At 55.9% G+C, this 16,462-nt stretch carries 14 protein-coding genes; all 14 read right to left on the reverse strand.

Annotation, left to right across the window (positions count from 1 at the left end):
- Positions 1 to 20: 20 nt before the first annotated feature.
- Positions 21 to 2,564, reverse strand: coding sequence for a heavy metal translocating P-type ATPase (locus VE009_RS23770; RefSeq protein WP_325012017.1), 2,544 nt, complete (start codon positions 2,562 to 2,564; stop codon positions 21 to 23).
- Between the two features lie 15 nt (positions 2,565 to 2,579).
- Complete coding sequence (locus VE009_RS23775) at positions 2,580 to 2,942, reverse strand: metalloregulator ArsR/SmtB family transcription factor (RefSeq protein ID WP_325012019.1); 363 nt, start codon at positions 2,940 to 2,942, stop codon at positions 2,580 to 2,582.
- Between the two features lie 168 nt (positions 2,943 to 3,110).
- Complete coding sequence (locus VE009_RS23780; RefSeq protein ID WP_325012021.1) at positions 3,111 to 3,494, reverse strand: VOC family protein; 384 nt, start codon at positions 3,492 to 3,494, stop codon at positions 3,111 to 3,113.
- A 36-nt stretch (positions 3,495 to 3,530) separates the two neighbouring features.
- Positions 3,531 to 3,809, reverse strand: coding sequence for a metalloregulator ArsR/SmtB family transcription factor (locus tag VE009_RS23785; protein ID WP_325012022.1), 279 nt, complete (start codon positions 3,807 to 3,809; stop codon positions 3,531 to 3,533).
- Between the two features lie 144 nt (positions 3,810 to 3,953).
- Positions 3,954 to 5,375, reverse strand: coding sequence for a PAS domain S-box protein (locus VE009_RS23790; RefSeq protein WP_325012024.1), 1,422 nt, complete (start codon positions 5,373 to 5,375; stop codon positions 3,954 to 3,956).
- 179 nt (positions 5,376 to 5,554) lie between these two features.
- Positions 5,555 to 6,658, reverse strand: a complete 1,104-nt coding sequence (locus tag VE009_RS23795) for a Gfo/Idh/MocA family oxidoreductase (protein WP_325012026.1) — start codon at positions 6,656 to 6,658, stop codon at positions 5,555 to 5,557.
- A 10-nt stretch (positions 6,659 to 6,668) separates the two neighbouring features.
- Positions 6,669 to 7,499, reverse strand: coding sequence for an amidohydrolase family protein (locus tag VE009_RS23800; protein ID WP_325012028.1), 831 nt, complete (start codon positions 7,497 to 7,499; stop codon positions 6,669 to 6,671).
- Between the two features lie 22 nt (positions 7,500 to 7,521).
- Positions 7,522 to 8,670, reverse strand: a complete 1,149-nt coding sequence (locus VE009_RS23805; protein ID WP_325012030.1) for a CaiB/BaiF CoA-transferase family protein — start codon at positions 8,668 to 8,670, stop codon at positions 7,522 to 7,524.
- On the reverse strand, positions 8,667 to 9,830 hold the full coding sequence (locus tag VE009_RS23810) for an extracellular solute-binding protein (protein WP_325012031.1): 1,164 nt from the start codon (positions 9,828 to 9,830) through the stop codon (positions 8,667 to 8,669). The genes VE009_RS23805 and VE009_RS23810 overlap by 4 nt, the downstream gene beginning before the upstream one ends.
- 16 nt (positions 9,831 to 9,846) lie before the next feature.
- Positions 9,847 to 10,290 (reverse strand): MaoC family dehydratase, encoded by a 444-nt coding sequence (locus VE009_RS23815; RefSeq protein ID WP_325012032.1) that lies wholly within the window; start codon positions 10,288 to 10,290, stop codon positions 9,847 to 9,849.
- A gap of 81 nt (positions 10,291 to 10,371) precedes the next feature.
- A complete protein-coding gene (locus VE009_RS23820) occupies positions 10,372 to 12,645 on the reverse strand; it encodes a DUF5703 domain-containing protein (RefSeq protein ID WP_325012034.1) in 2,274 nt (757 codons plus the stop codon).
- 14 nt (positions 12,646 to 12,659) lie between these two features.
- Positions 12,660 to 14,318 (reverse strand): ABC transporter substrate-binding protein, encoded by a 1,659-nt coding sequence (locus tag VE009_RS23825; protein ID WP_325012036.1) that lies wholly within the window; start codon positions 14,316 to 14,318, stop codon positions 12,660 to 12,662.
- A 122-nt stretch (positions 14,319 to 14,440) separates the two neighbouring features.
- The gene (locus tag VE009_RS23830; protein WP_414694927.1) at positions 14,441 to 15,385 is read right to left on the reverse strand and encodes a carbohydrate ABC transporter permease; all 945 of its coding nucleotides are present in this window, start codon (positions 15,383 to 15,385) and stop codon (positions 14,441 to 14,443) included.
- On the reverse strand, positions 15,379 to 16,335 hold the full coding sequence (locus VE009_RS23835; protein ID WP_325012164.1) for an ABC transporter permease: 957 nt from the start codon (positions 16,333 to 16,335) through the stop codon (positions 15,379 to 15,381). Before VE009_RS23835 ends, VE009_RS23830 begins: the two co-directional genes overlap by 7 nt.
- Positions 16,336 to 16,462 lie beyond the last annotated feature (127 nt).

A 16,462-nucleotide genomic window follows, 5' to 3' on the forward strand; every position in this document is an offset into this window, starting at 1 on the left:
GGCTCCTGCTCCTTCGTTTACTACTTTTCTTTTAACGCAAGCAGCCTCATGCTGTTCAGGATGACGAGGATCGCGGCCCCTGTGTCGCTTAATACAGCGAGCCACAGCGTAAGCCAACCCGGGAAAATCAACGCCAAGGCAATGAATTTGACGACCAGAGAGAATACGATGTTTTGCTTAATAATGGTCGTGGCTTGCCGACTCAGACGGATCGTATGCGGCAGCTTCTCCAGATTATCGGCCATAAGGACGATATCGGCGGTCTCCATCGCGGTATCGGTTCCCGCTCCTCCCATCGCAATTCCGAGATCGGCCGTCGCGAGTGCAGGAGCGTCGTTAATTCCATCGCCGACCATAGCGACCTTATAGCCTTCTTGCTGCATTTGCTTTACGGCGTCCACCTTTTGCTCCGGGAGCAAATCGGCGAAATAACGGGTAACCCCGGCCTGCGAAGAAATGTTCTTCGCGGTCCCTTCATTATCGCCGGTCAGCATAATAAGCTCTCGGACGCCCGCCCCTTTCAGCTTCGACACCGCGTCAACCGTAACGCCGCGGATGGTATCCGCAACGGCGATCATGCCGATCAGCGAATCACGGGTGCCGACCAGCACCAGCGAATTCCCTTCGTTCTGAAGCTGCGCTGATTTCGCCAGAACGGGACCGATCGGTACGTTCATTTCTTGGAACAGCTTCAAATTGCCGGCGAAGTATTCCGTTCCGTCGATCGTCGCTTGTACGCCTTTCCCGACAATGGCTCGGAATCCTTCTCCTTCCCGCATCGGAATGCTTTTCCGAACAGCATGCTGTACAATCGCTTGCGCGATCGGATGCTTCGATTGCTCCTCTAACGTCCGCGCGATCGACAAAACCGTTTGCTCCGGCACGCCATACGCTTCAACGAAGGTCACTTTCGGCTTGCCTTCCGTTAACGTTCCCGTCTTATCGAACGCGATCGCATCGATCTTCCCTGCGATTTCGAGGAAGGCGCCGCCTTTGATCAAAACGCCGTTTTTGGCGGCGTTGCCGATCGCCGATACGATCGCTACAGGCGTAGAAATCACGAGAGCGCATGGACAGGCAACGACAAGAAGCTCTAATCCGCGATAAAACCATTCCGCCCGCGTCCCCCAGCCGAGCAATGGAGGAAACCCGATCACAAGCAGCGCGACAAGAAAGACGACTGGAGTATAAATTGACGCAAACCGATCGACGAACGCCTCCGTTGGCGCCTTCTTCTCCTGCGCTTCTTCAACAAGCTGAATGATTTTTGCGACCGTTGTATCTTCGACTAACTTCGTCACGCGGATTTCTAACGAACCCTCTTCGTTAATCGTGCCTGCGTAAACGAAGTCGCCTTGTTGCTTGTCGACGGGAATGGACTCTCCCGTGATGGGCGCTTGGTTTACGGTGGAAGTTCCTTTCCTCACTTCCCCATCCAGCGGGATTCGTTCCCCAGGCTTTACGACGACCGTCTGGCCGACGGCGACATCCTCCACCGGGACGCGCACCAATCCCTCAGGCTTTTGCACCCAAGCTTCCGGCGGCGTCAAATCCATTAACTTCCGGATGGACTCTCTCGTTTTATCGATCGATCGGTTCTGCAGCACGTTGCCGACTCCGAATAACCATACGACTGTAGCGCCCTCGAACCATTCTCCGATCAGTGCCGCCCCGATCGCCGCAGCGCTCATCAAGACGTTCATATCCAAGGAACGGCTCTTCAGTGCATAATAGGCGCTCTTTACCGGCTTATACCCCCCTGCGATCATGGAAACCAAATACAGGAATGTCGTAACGGTTGGAGAGACGCCGGTGAACGATCCGACGAAGCCCAGAAGCAGCGTAACGCCGGACAACGTAATTAACGCATTCCCGGAGGAGTTCGCCCTCCCTTCCGTCGCCGTTTTCCGTTTCCTAGAGGCGGGCGTTGCTTTGTAGCCGATTTTGGCAACTTCTTTGACAATATCCTCGATCGAGTCATCGTGCTCGATGCGCATTTTCCCCGTCGAGAAGTTGACCTCGACCTGTTTTACGTTCGGCAGTTTCTTCAGATGATTTTCAATGGTGAGTGCGCAAGAGCCGCAGTCCATCCCTTCGATCTCGTAGAACTGCAAGGCCGATCCAGCCGTCCGCACCTCTTCCGCCGCAAAACCTAATTTCTTCACTTCTCCCGGAATCCGATCGAACGCAGCCGCGTCGTCGGCGTATACCTGCATTTTCGAAGTGTTAAAATTTACGGTTACGTCTTGGATGGCGGGAACGTTCTTTAGCCCTTTCACGATGGTATTGGCACAGGATGGGCAGTCCATGCCGGTGATGGTGTAAGTTCTCTGCTGCCCGCCGGTTTCTTTCTTCCCCGCAGCGCAACAGGGGGTTCCCGCATTATTCCCCTCCGCAGTTTGAATGCCGGCTTCGTCACCCGAGCAACAAGAGGATGCCTGTTTCTCGTCTGCTTTTGGGGATGGAGGAACCAATGTGAAATCCAAACTTTTATAGGTAGATCTGCTGCCAGCCGCTGTACTCGGAGCGCCGCAACATGAATCCTTTCGATCTTCGCGACTCATCGGGTTTCGCTCCTTTTACACGAGTATTTTGTTTTCCATGCTATGCTGTAAAGCCATCCATATCAGTTGTTTGACATGTTCGTCATCCAAAGAGTAAAAAACGAGCTTGCCTTCCTTTCGATACTTCGCGAGGCCGAGGTTCCGCAGCAATCGCAAATGATGCGATGCATTCGGGATCGTCGTCCCGATGATGTTCGCAACATCGCAGACGCACAGCTCATCCGTTCGACAGAGCATAAGTGCGATTTTCGCGCGCGTATCATCCGCTAAGGCCTTAAAAATCTTCGTCATCCCAAGCGTATCGTAAGAGGCTAGTTCCTGCTTCAGCCGGGAGACCTTCTCCTCGTCGTAACAAAACACATCGCAAACGTCGCTCATGTTCGGCACCACACATTCTCATATTCGTTTGAATGTAAAAATATCATATCGATGCAGATTATTCAAACATGTATTTAAACGTTCCAACGAAAGAGCCATCTTATTAGCATTTGCCTAATAAGATGGCTCTTCAACAGAAATGATATTTTCGTCTGGGGGAAGTGTCCGTTACTTCTGTATGAGCTGAATGAGATTCCCGCACGTATCGTCGAAAACCGCTATCGTGAATTCGCCCATTGTGGTTGGCTGTATGGTAAATCTTACGCCGCTTTCCAGTAATCGATTGTATTCTTTATGGAGATCTGCGACGCCGAACATCGTTGCGGGGATGCCGTCGGAAAAAATTTTCTTTTGATACTCTTTGGCGGCCGGATGGTCATTCGGTTCGAGCAACAACTCGGTACCTTCTTGGTTTTCGGGAGAAACCAACGTAATCCACCTAAATTTCCCCATAGGAACGTCATGCTTCTTTACAAAACCCAGCGTTTCCGTATAAAACTGCAATGCCTTGTCTTGATCTTGAACGAATAAACTCGTAATAATAATGTTCAACTCGTTTCCCTCCTTTGTTATGGTCAGCGTTACGGCTTACTCAATCCATCCGTTCAGCAAATTTTTAAGCGGTTCGTTGTTGAATCGTAAAATTCGAAACTTCCCCTTCTTTACGGACTTGACGAGCCCTGCATCTTCCAAGAGGGCAAGATGCTTTGCGATCGCCTGACGCGTGATGGGAATGTCGTGCTTCATAATGAGACGCACCGAAAGCTCATACAGCGTCATCTCGTTGCGTTCGCATAATTCGTCTAACATAAGCCGCCGCGTCGAGTCGGCAAGCGCTTTGAATATAACATCTCTATCCTTCGTCATATTTCGAGTATACGCAACCCGTTGGTTGCTTGTCAAGGATAAGCAACTACAGAGTTGCATGATACACAAAAAGACAACCGCATGGGAGCGGTTGGGAGTTACGATCATGATGCCGTTCGTAGGCGACCATCCGGAATCCGCACATCATTGTTGAATAGGAAGCTTAACGGTAACCGTCGTCCCCTCGTTGACTCGGCTCTCGATCTGAATCGTGCCATTGTGCTCCTTGACGATCTTAAAACAAATCATAAGACCGAGCCCCGTGCCTTTCCCCTTGAGACTATAGAACGGCTCTCCAAGATGTGCCAGCCGATCCGCAGGAATCCCGCATCCGTCGTCGTTTATCGTAATAACCGCTTGGCCATCGTTCGTTCGAGACAGCTTGATGCGAACCGTTCCGCCGTCTGGCAGAGCTTCAATAGCATTTTTAATAATATTGGTAAACGCCTGCTTCAAATGATTCCCTTCACCGTAGATGTATTCCGGATCGAAATCGGTTTTCACCTCGATTTGCACATTGTTCAAGGTCGCCTGCGGTTCCAGCAGCTTCGAGGCGGCTTTCACGAGGCTTACGATATCGGCTTTTTGGAAGGATACCGCCTGCGGCTTCGCGACCATCAAAAATTCATTGGTAATCTCTTCGATCCGTTCGATCTCGCTGAGCAGAATATCATGATACTGGCTGTACTTTCCGGAGCTCGACTCTTTCATCAAGGAGATGAAGCCTTTGATCGTGGTCAGAGGGTTTCGGATTTCGTGGGCGATGCCCGCGGCCAGTTCCCCAAGAACGGACAGCTGTTCGGCTTTGCGCAGCAGCTGTTCCGTTTGCATGCGGTCGGATATGTTACGAGAGAACAAAAGCAGCTCCGTAACTTCCCCTTTCTCGTTCTTAATCGCCTTCCCTACCGATTCGAACCAAACATAGATGCCGTCTTTATGGAGAATTCGATACACGCAATTGGTCATTTGGAGGTCCTTGAGTATATTTCCGTGGCTCTCCATAATAAGCGGGATATCTTCGGGGTGAAAGATATCATAAGGGAATATCGACCGCATTTCATCCGGCTCGTACCCAAGATGCGACTTGCATGAAGCGCTTACAAATGTATAGCTTCCATCCGGTTTGTGGCGAGTGATTACATCGACCGAATGCTCGGTCAACAAACGGTACTGTTGTTCGTAAAGCAAATGGGCGCTGATGTCCATCAAATTGTAAAGAAAGCACGACTCCCCGCCGCATCCGTTCATTACGGAAACATTCACCAATACCCAAATGGGATGACCTTCCCTGTGGATCAGGCGAAGCATATGCGGTTTGTCGTGGGGCGTTGCCTCTTGCACTTGTTCGACATGCTGTTGATGGACCTGCAGATCAAGGGGACATACCATCTCTTTAAGATGGCGATGAAGTAATTCGTGGGGGGAATATCCGAGCAACCGGGCGGCCGATGCGTTGATTTTCGTAATCGTTCCATCGAATGACACCAAGAGAATCCCTGTAGGAACCTGCTCGACAAGACGGTCAAAAAGCTCGTGCTGGAACTGTAGGCTCTTTTTGTTAGTCAAAATCGATCCTCCATATCCTAACTAGGGATCATAATCGATGATTTTAAAGTAACAGGATTTAATAAAAAATAAAAGACTTCGACGGAAAATTCTTAATATTGTTCACGTGCGCAAAATGGCTCGCACCAAAAAGAGAGGGCGGATCCGCGCGGATCCGCCTATTCGTGACGATCGAGGAGCTATTCGATTTCCGCGAGCCGCACCGCGCGGTTTTCCTCCATGGAGCGGTAAGCCGCGAATACCATCTTCAGCGTAGTGAGATTATCCCGCAAGCTGTTCGAGGGCTCCCGATTTTCCTCGACCGACAGCATCAACTCGCTCATCGGCCCCATGAACGCGTGAGGAAACCAACGTCCCTCCAACGCAGGCGTAAATAAGTACCCCGCAGCCAGCCGCTCGGAATAAAAGCTCAGCGTATCTTCCCGCCCCACGGGATAGTTGTAAAGCGCCCCGTTCGTTCCTTTCACGACCCCCTCCGTCCCTTCGAACCGAAATGTCGCAAACCAATCGTCTTGAGGTTGGCGGTTGTTGTGGCTGTCGAAAACGAGGCCGCGGGCTTCCCCGGGGAATTTAATATGCAGGAGCGTCCGGGTTTCCCCGACATATGGCTGACCGGGGAAGCGAGCGCCGTCGGCGTAGATCGATTCCGGAACGAGGCCGAGCACATACCGAATGGCGTCCAAATAATGCAAACTGTGATACATGATCTCCAGCGTCTCCATACGGGTCAGCCACTCCCACTGCTCCCACTGCGTTCTTACGTTAACCTGAATGGAGGCTTGGACCGGCTCGCCGATCCACCCCCGGCTGACGATGGTTCGGCTCGCACCCATCGACGGAGCCCAGCGCATCTGCTGATTGACGGCCCCTTTCACTCCCGCCTTGGAGAAGGCGGTGACGAGCGCGGCCGCTTCCGCATACTGCTCCGCCAGCGGCTTTTGGCACAGCACGTGTTTTCCGGCGGCGGCGGCTTCGGCGGCAATCCGCGGCTGGTATTTGGCGGGTACGGCGATATCCGCGAACTGGACGCTGCGGTCGCTTAGCAGCTCTTCCAGCGATCGATACGACTTCGGGATACCGAATTGCCGGGCGAGCGCCTCCGCTCGGCCCAAGTCGGAATCGAACACGCCGACGACGTTGAACCCCGCCATGCGGTAAGCGGGCAGATGACAGGTTTTTACGATTTCTCCCGCCCCTACGATGCCGATTCCTTTCGTTTTGTCCTGCGGAAGCTTAGGAGCGTAATCCAGATGGAGGATCTGACGGAGCGCCTCGGATTGCATTGCATCCACCTCAAAGGTTGTAAAATGTAGCGGCCGTCTTGCCGAACACCGCGGCCAGCTCCGCTCCGGAATACCCCGATAGCGCGCGGTTCGTTTCCGTCCAAACCCGCATGTAATCGTCGCTGAGCAGCGATACCGGCCAGTCGCTTCCGAACATGAGCCGGTTTGCGCCGAATCGGCTCATGGCGAAATCGATGTACGGCTTCAAATCGTCAGCCGTCCAGCCTTCTCCCGCCGCCGTATTTAACCCGGAAATTTTCGCGTACACATTCGGATATTCCGCTGCTCGCGCGAGCTGCTCCGCCCACGGCTCCCACCCTTTCTGCCGAATCGGGGGTTTCGCGAGATGGTCGATGACGAGTTTTAAGTCCGGCACGCGTTCCGCGAGCGTCGGTACATGCTTCAGATGATTCGGAAACACCGCCACGACGTCGAACGTCATGCCGTAAGCGGAGAGCGCCCGCAGTCCCTCGATGACCGGTTCCTGCAAAACCCAGTCCGGGTCGGGTTCGTCGTGAATCAAATGGCGAACTCCTTTAAACAAGGAATGCTTCGAGAATCGCTTCAGCCGTTGCTCCGCTTCCTTCGGTTCAAGCAGGGGGACCCACCCCACGACTCCCCCGATCCACTCGTATTGCTCCGCTTGGCGCAGCATGTAGTCGGTATCCTCCGCCGAGTTCGCGGATTGGACCAGCACCGTCTTATCGATGCCGGCAGCTCTTAATTGAGGCTCCAGCTCCGCCGGCTCGATCGTTCGGTAGATCGGGCCGTGTTCGGGCCGCAGCCAAGGATAGTCAACCAGCTGTAGGTTCCAGAAATGTTGATGCGCATCCACTCTCATCGCGATTCCCCCGGCGGCTCCGCTACGGCCGGAGCCCGAATTCTTCGGTCAGGCTATCATTGTGTTCCCCGATTTTCGGCGAACCGACGGGCGACGTATACATTTCGCCGTCGATTCGAATCGGGCAGCGCGTCGTCTTCATCGTCGCGCCGTTCGTCCGCGACACGCTCTGCACCATCTCAAGCGCCCGGAAAGCCTCATGCCGCAACAGCCGGTCCCAATCCAGAACGTCGGAGCACCAAATGTCCGCCGGTTCGAGAACGGAAAGCCAATGCGCCGTCGTGTTCGTTCGCAGATGCTCCTGCAGCGCCGTCTTGATGTCGTCGCGCCGCGTAAACCATGTGTTCGGGTCGTCGAATGCGGCAAGCTCCGGACACGCCAGCAGCTCCCCGAGACGCCCGACCGGGTTCATGGCGATCGCGATATAGCCGTCCTTCGTGGCGTAAATGCCGTACGGCGCGCCCAAATAAGCGTGTGCGTTCCGAACCCGGCTGCGCTGCGGCAGCCGTCCGCCGTCGTTCAAGTGGGTGGTCAGCACCTCGAACTGGGTATCGAGGATCGACTCCAGCAAGCTGACCTCCACCAGACCGCCCATGCCGGCGACGCCGCGGCGAACCAAGCAGGCGAGGATGCCCTGCACGAGATGCGCCCCCGCCATCATATCCGCGACGGCCAGTCCGAACGGCACCGGCCCTTGATCGTCGTCGCCGGAGAGCCAAGTCAGTCCCGACAAAGACTGAACGAGCAAATCTTGACCCGGCTTGTTTTTCCAAGGCCCCTCTTTGCCGTAGCCGGTAACGACGCCGTATACGATGCGCGGGTTGATCGCCTTGACGCGTTCGTAATCGAGGCCGATCTTCTCCATGACGCCGGGACGGAAATTTTGGATCAGCACATCCGCTTTGGCGATCAACCGGCGCACGGCCGCCAAATCGTTCGGTTCCTTCAAATTCGCGGAGAAGCTCAGCTTATTGCGGTTGATCGAATGGAACAGCGTGCTGTCTCCGTCGAGCTCCAAATCCGAAATATACAGCCTACGGCACAGATCCCCGCCGTCGGGCCGTTCGACTTTAATCACCCGAGCTCCTAAATCGGCAAGCCGAAGCGCCGCGGACGGTCCGGACAGAAATTGGCTGAAATCGAGAACGACAAGACCTTCGAGCGGCTTCATCGCGGCGCCTCCTTCCCCGACCGAATCGACTCGGCGTACAGGCGGTTCAACCGATCCATGACTCGGTCGACCGAACCGCCGTACCTCAGATACTCCTGAACCACCGCTCCGGCATGGTCTTGGAATTGCAAATACCCGTCATATCTCGGGCGAAGGTAGGCGCGCTCAAGCGCCGGATAGGTGGCTAGGAAATAGTTGCGGGATCGGCGGTTCGTTTCTTCGTCCAGCCACGCGGAACAATGGCCGGGCTGTCCGCCGCTCTCCGCGTACAGCGTCCGTTGGATTTCCGGGGACGCAACGTACCGAACATAATCGAGCGCGGCCTGCAGATGCGGCGTCTCGGCCGAAATCGCGATGCCCGTGCCGCCCAGCGTGCTGCGCAGCGGACCGGACGAGCGGAACGCAACGAGATCGCCGAAGTCGAGCACGCGTCTCGCGTAACCGGGGCGCGAATAGTTCGAATACCCGTACGCGAAGGGGCAATACAGCCACTCGTCGGTTTGGGTCATCGCCTCGTATACGGCTATCGGGTTCCAGTCGAAGATCCGTTCGGTGCATTTCGCAATCAGCTCGCGATACGTGTCTAACGCTTCGGCTGCGGTTTCGCGGCTGACGACTTGCTCTTCGGAGACGAACGGTTCCTCCCCGACCGCCAGGCAAAACATGTAGAAATTCATCAGGGTGTCGATCGGAATGCCCGGCAGCACGACCTTCCCGGCGTCGGCCAGCTCCAGCAGCTCCTCCCAGGTGGACGGAGGTTCGAAACCTTCCCGCTCCATCAAATCCGCTCTCCTGCTGGACACCGGAGTCGCCGCATCGATCGCCAGCGCCGATTGATATCCGTTGAAAAGGTAGCTGGGATGCGACGCGCCGACGGAGTGCTTGCGCTGATCTTCCAAAAACTCGTCCGGCAGATGGGCCGCCAGATCGACCAGCGCGCGTTGATTGGCCGCAAAGCCCGCCCAGGGATGATCGATTACGATCAAATCATATTGTCCGGTCAGCGTGGAAATCGGATAATCGGCGAATTCCTGCAGCGACCGCTTTTCCCACGTCATCCGCACGTCCGGATGCATCTCCGAATACCGCTGCGAGGTGGCGACCATCGGCACGTAGCCGCGCGTATGGTTCCAGGTGATTCCTTTCAGATGTACGACCATGGTTCGTTCCCTCCGCTTAGCCCGTTTTCTTGACCAATAACAAATGCTCGCACGCCAACACGATGTCGCCGTGCTGATTTCGAATCTCGCAAAGCTCGCTGACGATACCGTGATCCGGCCGTTTCGGATGCTCCTTCTTTTCCTTAATCGTCACCTTCACCGAGATCGTGTCTCCGATGTATACCGGCTTAATGAAGCGGAGCCGGTCATACCCGTAAGACATGGCCTCCGGGTTGATCTCTCCCGCCGTCAGACCGATACCGACGCTGAAAATCAAGGTGCCGTGCGCGATGCGCTGCCGGAAAGGCTGCGTCTTGCACCATTCCGCATCCATATGATGCGGGTAGAAGTCCCCCGTTTGCCCGGCATGTATCACGATGTCGGTCTCCGTGATCGTTCTGCCCATCGTTTCGCGAACCGCGCCGATCTCATAATCTTCGAAAAATATGGACCGAAACATAGCTTCGTTCCCCTTCCTTTCGTGCCGTTATAACCGTTCATGCCCCGGGCGATGCCGCGGCGCTCGGCGGTGCGGCAGCCTCTACGCGCGCGTCCGTCTCATCACCACGATGTCGCTGCGGCGCGATTCGGGCTGAACGCTCCTGATCTGAAGCCGCCCGTTCCGGTAGCTGCCCTCCACCACAGTCTGGTATGGCGCATGGAGCTTGAAATCGACATCCCAACCGTCAGGCCACGCCGGCAGTAAATAAATCGTTCTGCCGCAGGTCTGCATAAGCATCTCCTGCAGACCGATCATGCCGGAGCCGCCCCAGTTGTGGTCGGGCGTCCAATCGTGGCCGGGCCCCCAGAACGCCGGGAACCGGTGGGGACCGTCGGCCAATTTTTTGACGGCGAATTCGGCCGCTTCCTCCGTCAACCCCAGCATCGCCGTAAAAATATTGCCTTGATGCCAGCTGACGTGGTTTCTGTGCTGCGAATGGTACACGCTGTGCTGCCACGTATGGATCGCCGTGTTCAAGTCGGGCCGCCCGATCCCGTACATGCGGAACGGAAACACCGGGTACAGCTGCGGCAGCTCCACGTTCTGCACATGCGTCCAAGAAGCGGCCGGCGCGATCGTACGTTTCCCCTCCTTCTCCTCGTAAGGCAGCGGAGGGACGCGGCGAAGCATGTCGAGCCATTCCCGCTTCGCCGCGGAATCCGCCAACGCCTCGGGAAGCTGCAGCAGCTCCTGCAGTACGGCGGTCAGCCCGGCGATGACGTCCGCGGGGTTCGTCGCGTTCTTGAACGTCTCGAGCGCCGTGGACGGAGCGATGACCAGATGCCCGTTCTCGTCTAACTCTCGACCCGTCTCACTCTTATGCCGGTAACGGTAATGCCTATCGAAAAATCGGACGGCGCTGTCCACGAATCGCATATAAGGCCCGATCTCGCGCCCGCTGTAGCGGTAATGCTGAATTATCATGAAGGCGAAGTCGAGCTGATGGACGTATTCGTAGTTCACATAGGCGTTGTCCTCCACGCCCGGCTCGACATCGGGGGATCGGCTCCAGCCGTATTCCCTTCCGGTCGGCAATCCCGTATGATTCAGCTGCTCGGCGAAGGCGCAGCCTTCGTGGCCCCAATAGACCCGGCTGCGCAGCTCCGCGGTATCCAGCGCTTTGCGGTAAAATTCGAATTGAGGCGCCATCATGTCGAAGTCTCCGCTTTTCAGCATCGGCCAGTAGACGAGCCGCTGATTTTGCGCGGTAAACGTGCTCCCTCCCCAGCGCCTGAAGTCCGGCGTCTCGCCGCGGTAGTTTTCCCTCACGTACACCGGATCGAAAGTGAACAAGCCGCCGTTAAACTTGGTCGGCTCCGCGCCGTACGCATTGCAAGCGAGCATGAACCGAAACAATTGGTAGTTCCGCCCGACCTGCCAAACCGGATCGTTCGGGTCCGGCCGCTGCGGACGAATCGCGATATAGCTGCGCCGCCAAAACTCGGCCCACCACTGCAGACGCGCTTCCCTAGCCGCCTCAAGGTCCCGGTCGCCTTCCATCGAGCGCTGCAGCTGCCGCCGCCACTCCTGTGGATTCGGCGTCTGCGCCGTATGCAGGCGAATCGCGACATGGTGGGACCGCTCCGGCGTCTCGCTTCGAAGCGCCCAGCCCCGATAAGGGATTCCCGCATAGGCGTCGTGCACCTGACGGTACGGCGACATTCCGTCGCCCGTAAGCACTCCGCCGAACGTGAGATCCTTGGTCGGGTGATGAATGACCGATCGATAGGCTTCGAGCTGCTGAAGTGCGACTTCCTGATCGAACTTCAGCTCGGCGGGATCGTTCCGATGGTAAAAAACGATGCCGTTCTCTTCCCAGAAGACGCTGTCAGGGAGCGTATAGACGTCCCCCGGGTAGCCGATCAACGTCGAACAGGGATCCCGATCCGTCACCTGCCTTGGTTCGAATCGCCAGCTTTCGTAGCACGCTTCGAGCATAATCGGCGATTCCGACCGCACTTCCGCGTGAATGACCGGGCGATCCGGCTCCACCCATATCGAGAGGAGCGTCTCGTTCCCTTCCTCGCCGGCGGCGATGACGATCTCGCCCTGCCGCAGCTTCAGCGTTTGACGGAACGCGCCTCCGGGGCGGAACGGGCTGGGCGTCAAGCGCAGACGACAGCGGCCCAGCTTCAGCATTTGGCCGTTCTCGTCGATCGTCCCGCTTCGGGAGAAGTAGAAGAGCACATCCCCGCCTTCTACCCAAACGTTAAGCCCGACGTCGCAGCCGCCGACCGGCATCGAACCGGAAGAGTCGCCGCTCGGCGTTGTCCATTCGACCTCGTAGGATTGTAAAATCGCTTCGTAATCCATACGCGCCCGCCTCCTTAGAACTCCGCATTGTCGTAGGCTTGCTGCATAATTTCCAAGTACCGCTTCAGGTTCAATTTTTCCAACCCTTCCACGTACGCGTCCCATTCCGTATCGAGATTTTTCGAGCCGGTAATGAATTGGAGCGAGTTTTGTTCCACATAATCCTTGATATTCGTCTCCAGCATCGCGAATTCGTCCGCTACGGCCGGGTCGATCCAAACCGCCCAATGCGGGAACACTTCGTCCGGCTCCGCGCCATCGTACAGCTGGGTCGCCTGCTGAAGTCTGCGCTCGTATCCCGATAGCACGTAAATATCGTCGCCTTGCACCCAGCCGTCCCGGAACGACTTCGGTTGGTGGAATTGCGCGATCGGCCCCCACCCCGTGTTATCGGGCGTCTGGTTCGGCGTGTCCGGAATCGGCACCAACAGCGGCTCCGCTTCTTCGTTGAGCGCTTTATCCCCTTCGGACGGCTTCCTCCAATCCACGTCTTCCTTGCCGAAATAACCGAGAATTTGGCCTTCCTGCGTAAACAAGTAGTCGACGAGCTTGATCGCGGCTACCTGCGCTTCTTCGCTCGCTTTGTTCGTCAGGACGAACGAACCCCCTGGGGTGCTCGGGAAGCTATAGGTGGCATGAGCCGTATTCGGCCCCTTCAGCGGCGGCACGGGGTCGTACGATTTCGTATAATTCTGGTCGCTGACGAGGACGTTCGGATGCATGGCCGGTCCCGCGCCCAGAATCGGCGCGCTCGCGTTATTGCCTAGCTGTTGGTAGGCCTCCGCGTTTTGCGAGAACGTGCCCGGATCGATTAAACCTTCTTTATAGAGCGAGGCGATGTACGCCAGACCGTCTCTGAATTCCGGCTTGTTGGCCGCATAATCGACTTTGCCGTCCCGCAGCAGCAGCCGGTTGGTGCTGTTATCGTAGATGAATCCGTTCATGAAGAACGGGATCGGAAGCGTTTCCGGCCAAGCGATCGTACCGCTGAGCGGAATTTCGTCCGCTTGCCCGTTTCCGTTCGGGTCCTGCGTTTTGAACGCGGTAAGCACTTGTTTGAACTCCTCGGGCGTCGTCGGCATGTTCAAATTCAAGGTTTCCAGCCAATCGGTATTGATCCACATCTTGGCCGGATACGAGCAGTGATAACATTCGATCAATTGCGGAAGGCCGTAAATATTGCCGTCCGGCGCCGTAGCCATAGCCTTATAGTAAGGGTGTTCGTCCAGTACTTTCTGGATATTCGGCGCGTGCGCTTTGATCAAATCGTTCAGCGGAAGAAGAACGCCCTGCTTCCCGTACTGCAGCAATTCAGCCTGCGAGAATTTATCCAGCCAAGCGATCAGAAGGAACAGGTCCGGATAATCGCCGCTCGCGAGCGCGATTTTTCGCTTTTCCGCGGAAGCGGTTCCGTCGAACGTCGTCGTCGTAATCTCGAAATCGATATTGAACTTCTCCTCGACGTGCTTCGTGAAGGCGTTCGTTTCCAAATCCGTCTTGGCGTCCTGCGGCATAAACACGCGAATTTTCACCGGCCCGGCAGCGCCGGCGTCTCCCGAGTTCGGCGCCGAGTCCGCGCCGCCGGCAGCTTCCTGCGTCCCGCCGCCGGCGCAGCCCGCCAGCGCGAAGGCAAGCGTCAACAACAGGACAAGCGATCTTTTCATATTGACCATATCCACCGCTCCTTGTTTTTGGATGATTCCTTGTTCCCCTTCTTCGCCGTTCGATCCGATTCCGCATCTCAAATCCTTACCGCCGAGGAGCTTCACCCCCTTTCAGCGCACTCCCACCTCGCTTATCCCTTAACGGAACCGATCAGCATGCCTTGAACGAAATACCGCTGTACGAACGGATAAATCAGGAGCACCGGCAAACTGGCGACGACGATCAGCGAATATTTCATCAGATCGGCCATCTGCTGCCTCTGGAGCATCTCCGACGCCTCGAGATTGCCGCCGCTGGTCGTGTTCAGAATCAAAATATTGCGGAGCACGAGCTGCAGCGGGTGCAGCGCATCCGATTTCAAATACAGCAGCGCATCGAAATACGCATTCCATTGTCCGACGGCGTACATCAGCACAAGCACCGCCAGAATCGGCTTGGAAAGCGGAAGCACGACGCTCCAGAGGAACCTTAGATCGCTGCAGCCGTCGATCTCGCCGGATTCGGCCAGCTCGTCGGGGATCGACGTTTGGAAGAACGTTCTGGCGATAATGACCTGCCACACCGCGATCGCTTGCGGAATCAAGAGCGCCCAGCGCGTATCGATCAGACCGAGTCCCTTCACGACCATATAAAGCGGAATCAGACCGCCGTTGAACAGCATCGTGAAAATGATGAACATCATCAGCCCGGTTCGGCCGAAGAACGTTTTCCGGGACAGCGGATAAGCGAGAAGCACCGTAAGCGTGACGCTGATGATCGTGCCGAAGAAGGCGTAAAACAAAGAATTCATGTAGCCGTTGATCACTTGATCGTTCCGGAATACCACTCTGTAGCCTTCGAGACTGAACTCGACCGGAAGCAGCCATACCCGGCCCGAAGAGACCGCCATGGGGCTGCTGAGCGAAGAGCTTACGATGTAGATCAGCGGATACAGGACGACAAGCAATACGACGGAGAGCAGCACGTAGATGCCTGCAAGAAACAACCGGTCCCCCGCCGTCTCTCGAATGTTGGTTCGGCTGCGCAAGGACGCCGCCCCCCTTTCGCCTGCGAATTCGGTTCGATTGCTTACCATAAGCTGTTGCTGGAAACTCTCCTGGCGACCGCGTTCACGAGCAGCAGCAGCAGGAGATTGACGACGGAATTAAATAAGCCGACGGCCGTGGCGAAGCTGTAATTGGCGTTCAGCAAGCCGATTTTATACACATAGGTGGCGATGATTTCCGATACGCTCAAGTTCAATGGGTTTTGCAGCAAGTAAATTTTCTCGAAGCCGACGGCCATGATGGTGCCGGCATTCAGGATGAGAATGATCGTCGCCGTCGGCAGCAGGCCCGGTACATCGATATGGAGCATCTTCCTCCATCGGGAAGCGCCGTCGACTTTGGCGGCTTCGTAAAGCGAAGGATCGACGCCGGCCAACGCGGCCAAATAGATGATCGCGGAGTATCCGGCGTTTTGCCAGACGTCGGACCATACGTACACCGACCGAAACAGGGACGGATCGCCCAGGATATCCTTTCGCTCCATGCCGAATGCGGCCATCAGGTCGCCCACGATCCCAAGCCTTGGAGATAGAAACAAAATGATGATCGAAACCATCACTACGGTGGAAATGAAGTACGGAGCGTACGTCACGAGCTGTACCGTTTTTTTGAAGAAACCGACCCGCACCTCGTTCAGGCAAAGCGCCAGCACGATCGGAATCGGGAAAGCGATGAGCAAATGATACAGACTGATCAAAAGCGTATTTTGGATGAGGGTCCAGAACACCGGATTTTCGAAAAACAGCTTGAAGTGCTTGAGTCCCGCCCACGGGCTGCCCCAAATGCCAAGCATGACGTTGTAATCCTTAAAGGCGAGAACCGCGTTGGCGATCGGGATATATTTGAACAAAACGAAATACAGCACGGGAGGAATGACGAGCAAGTACAGCTGCCAGTGCCTTTTAAAGCTTTTAGCGGCCTGTGTCCACGGATCGGATTTGGTTTTTGTTCGCGGCTTCGTTTCGGCTGAGGCCATCATCGACACAAGGGGATCCCTCCTTCGGAATTGGGATTTTCACGGATGGTAGCGCTTTCTTTTCTTAGAATTCTAGCCGTGCATTCCCCTTTCGAAAAAGGTACAACTGCGTTTCAGCGTACATTTGGGG

Origin of the sequence: Paenibacillus sp. (genome assembly GCF_035645195.1) — a bacterium.
GTDB lineage: Bacteria > Bacillota > Bacilli > Paenibacillales > YIM-B00363 > Paenibacillus_AE.

Excerpts from the sequence above, each read along its gene's own strand:
- VE009_RS23770 (WP_325012017.1), bottom strand. The coding sequence starts at position 2,564 with ATGAGTCGCGAAGATCGAAAGGATTCATGTTGCGGCGCTCCGAGTACA.
- VE009_RS23775 (WP_325012019.1), bottom strand. The coding sequence starts at position 2,942 with ATGAGCGACGTTTGCGATGTGTTTTGTTACGACGAGGAGAAGGTCTCC.
- VE009_RS23785 (WP_325012022.1), bottom strand. The coding sequence starts at position 3,809 with ATGACGAAGGATAGAGATGTTATATTCAAAGCGCTTGCCGACTCGACG.
- VE009_RS23795 (WP_325012026.1), bottom strand. The coding sequence starts at position 6,658 with ATGCAATCCGAGGCGCTCCGTCAGATCCTCCATCTGGATTACGCTCCT.
- VE009_RS23800 (WP_325012028.1), bottom strand. The coding sequence starts at position 7,499 with ATGAGAGTGGATGCGCATCAACATTTCTGGAACCTACAGCTGGTTGAC.
- VE009_RS23805 (WP_325012030.1), bottom strand. The coding sequence starts at position 8,670 with ATGAAGCCGCTCGAAGGTCTTGTCGTTCTCGATTTCAGCCAATTTCTG.
- VE009_RS23810 (WP_325012031.1), bottom strand. The coding sequence starts at position 9,830 with ATGGTCGTACATCTGAAAGGAATCACCTGGAACCATACGCGCGGCTAC.
- VE009_RS23815 (WP_325012032.1), bottom strand. The coding sequence starts at position 10,290 with ATGTTTCGGTCCATATTTTTCGAAGATTATGAGATCGGCGCGGTTCGC.
- VE009_RS23820 (WP_325012034.1), bottom strand. The coding sequence starts at position 12,645 with ATGGATTACGAAGCGATTTTACAATCCTACGAGGTCGAATGGACAACG.
- VE009_RS23825 (WP_325012036.1), bottom strand. The coding sequence starts at position 14,318 with ATGGTCAATATGAAAAGATCGCTTGTCCTGTTGTTGACGCTTGCCTTC.
- VE009_RS23830 (WP_414694927.1), bottom strand. The coding sequence starts at position 15,385 with ATGGTAAGCAATCGAACCGAATTCGCAGGCGAAAGGGGGGCGGCGTCC.
- VE009_RS23835 (WP_325012164.1), bottom strand. The coding sequence starts at position 16,335 with ATGATGGCCTCAGCCGAAACGAAGCCGCGAACAAAAACCAAATCCGAT.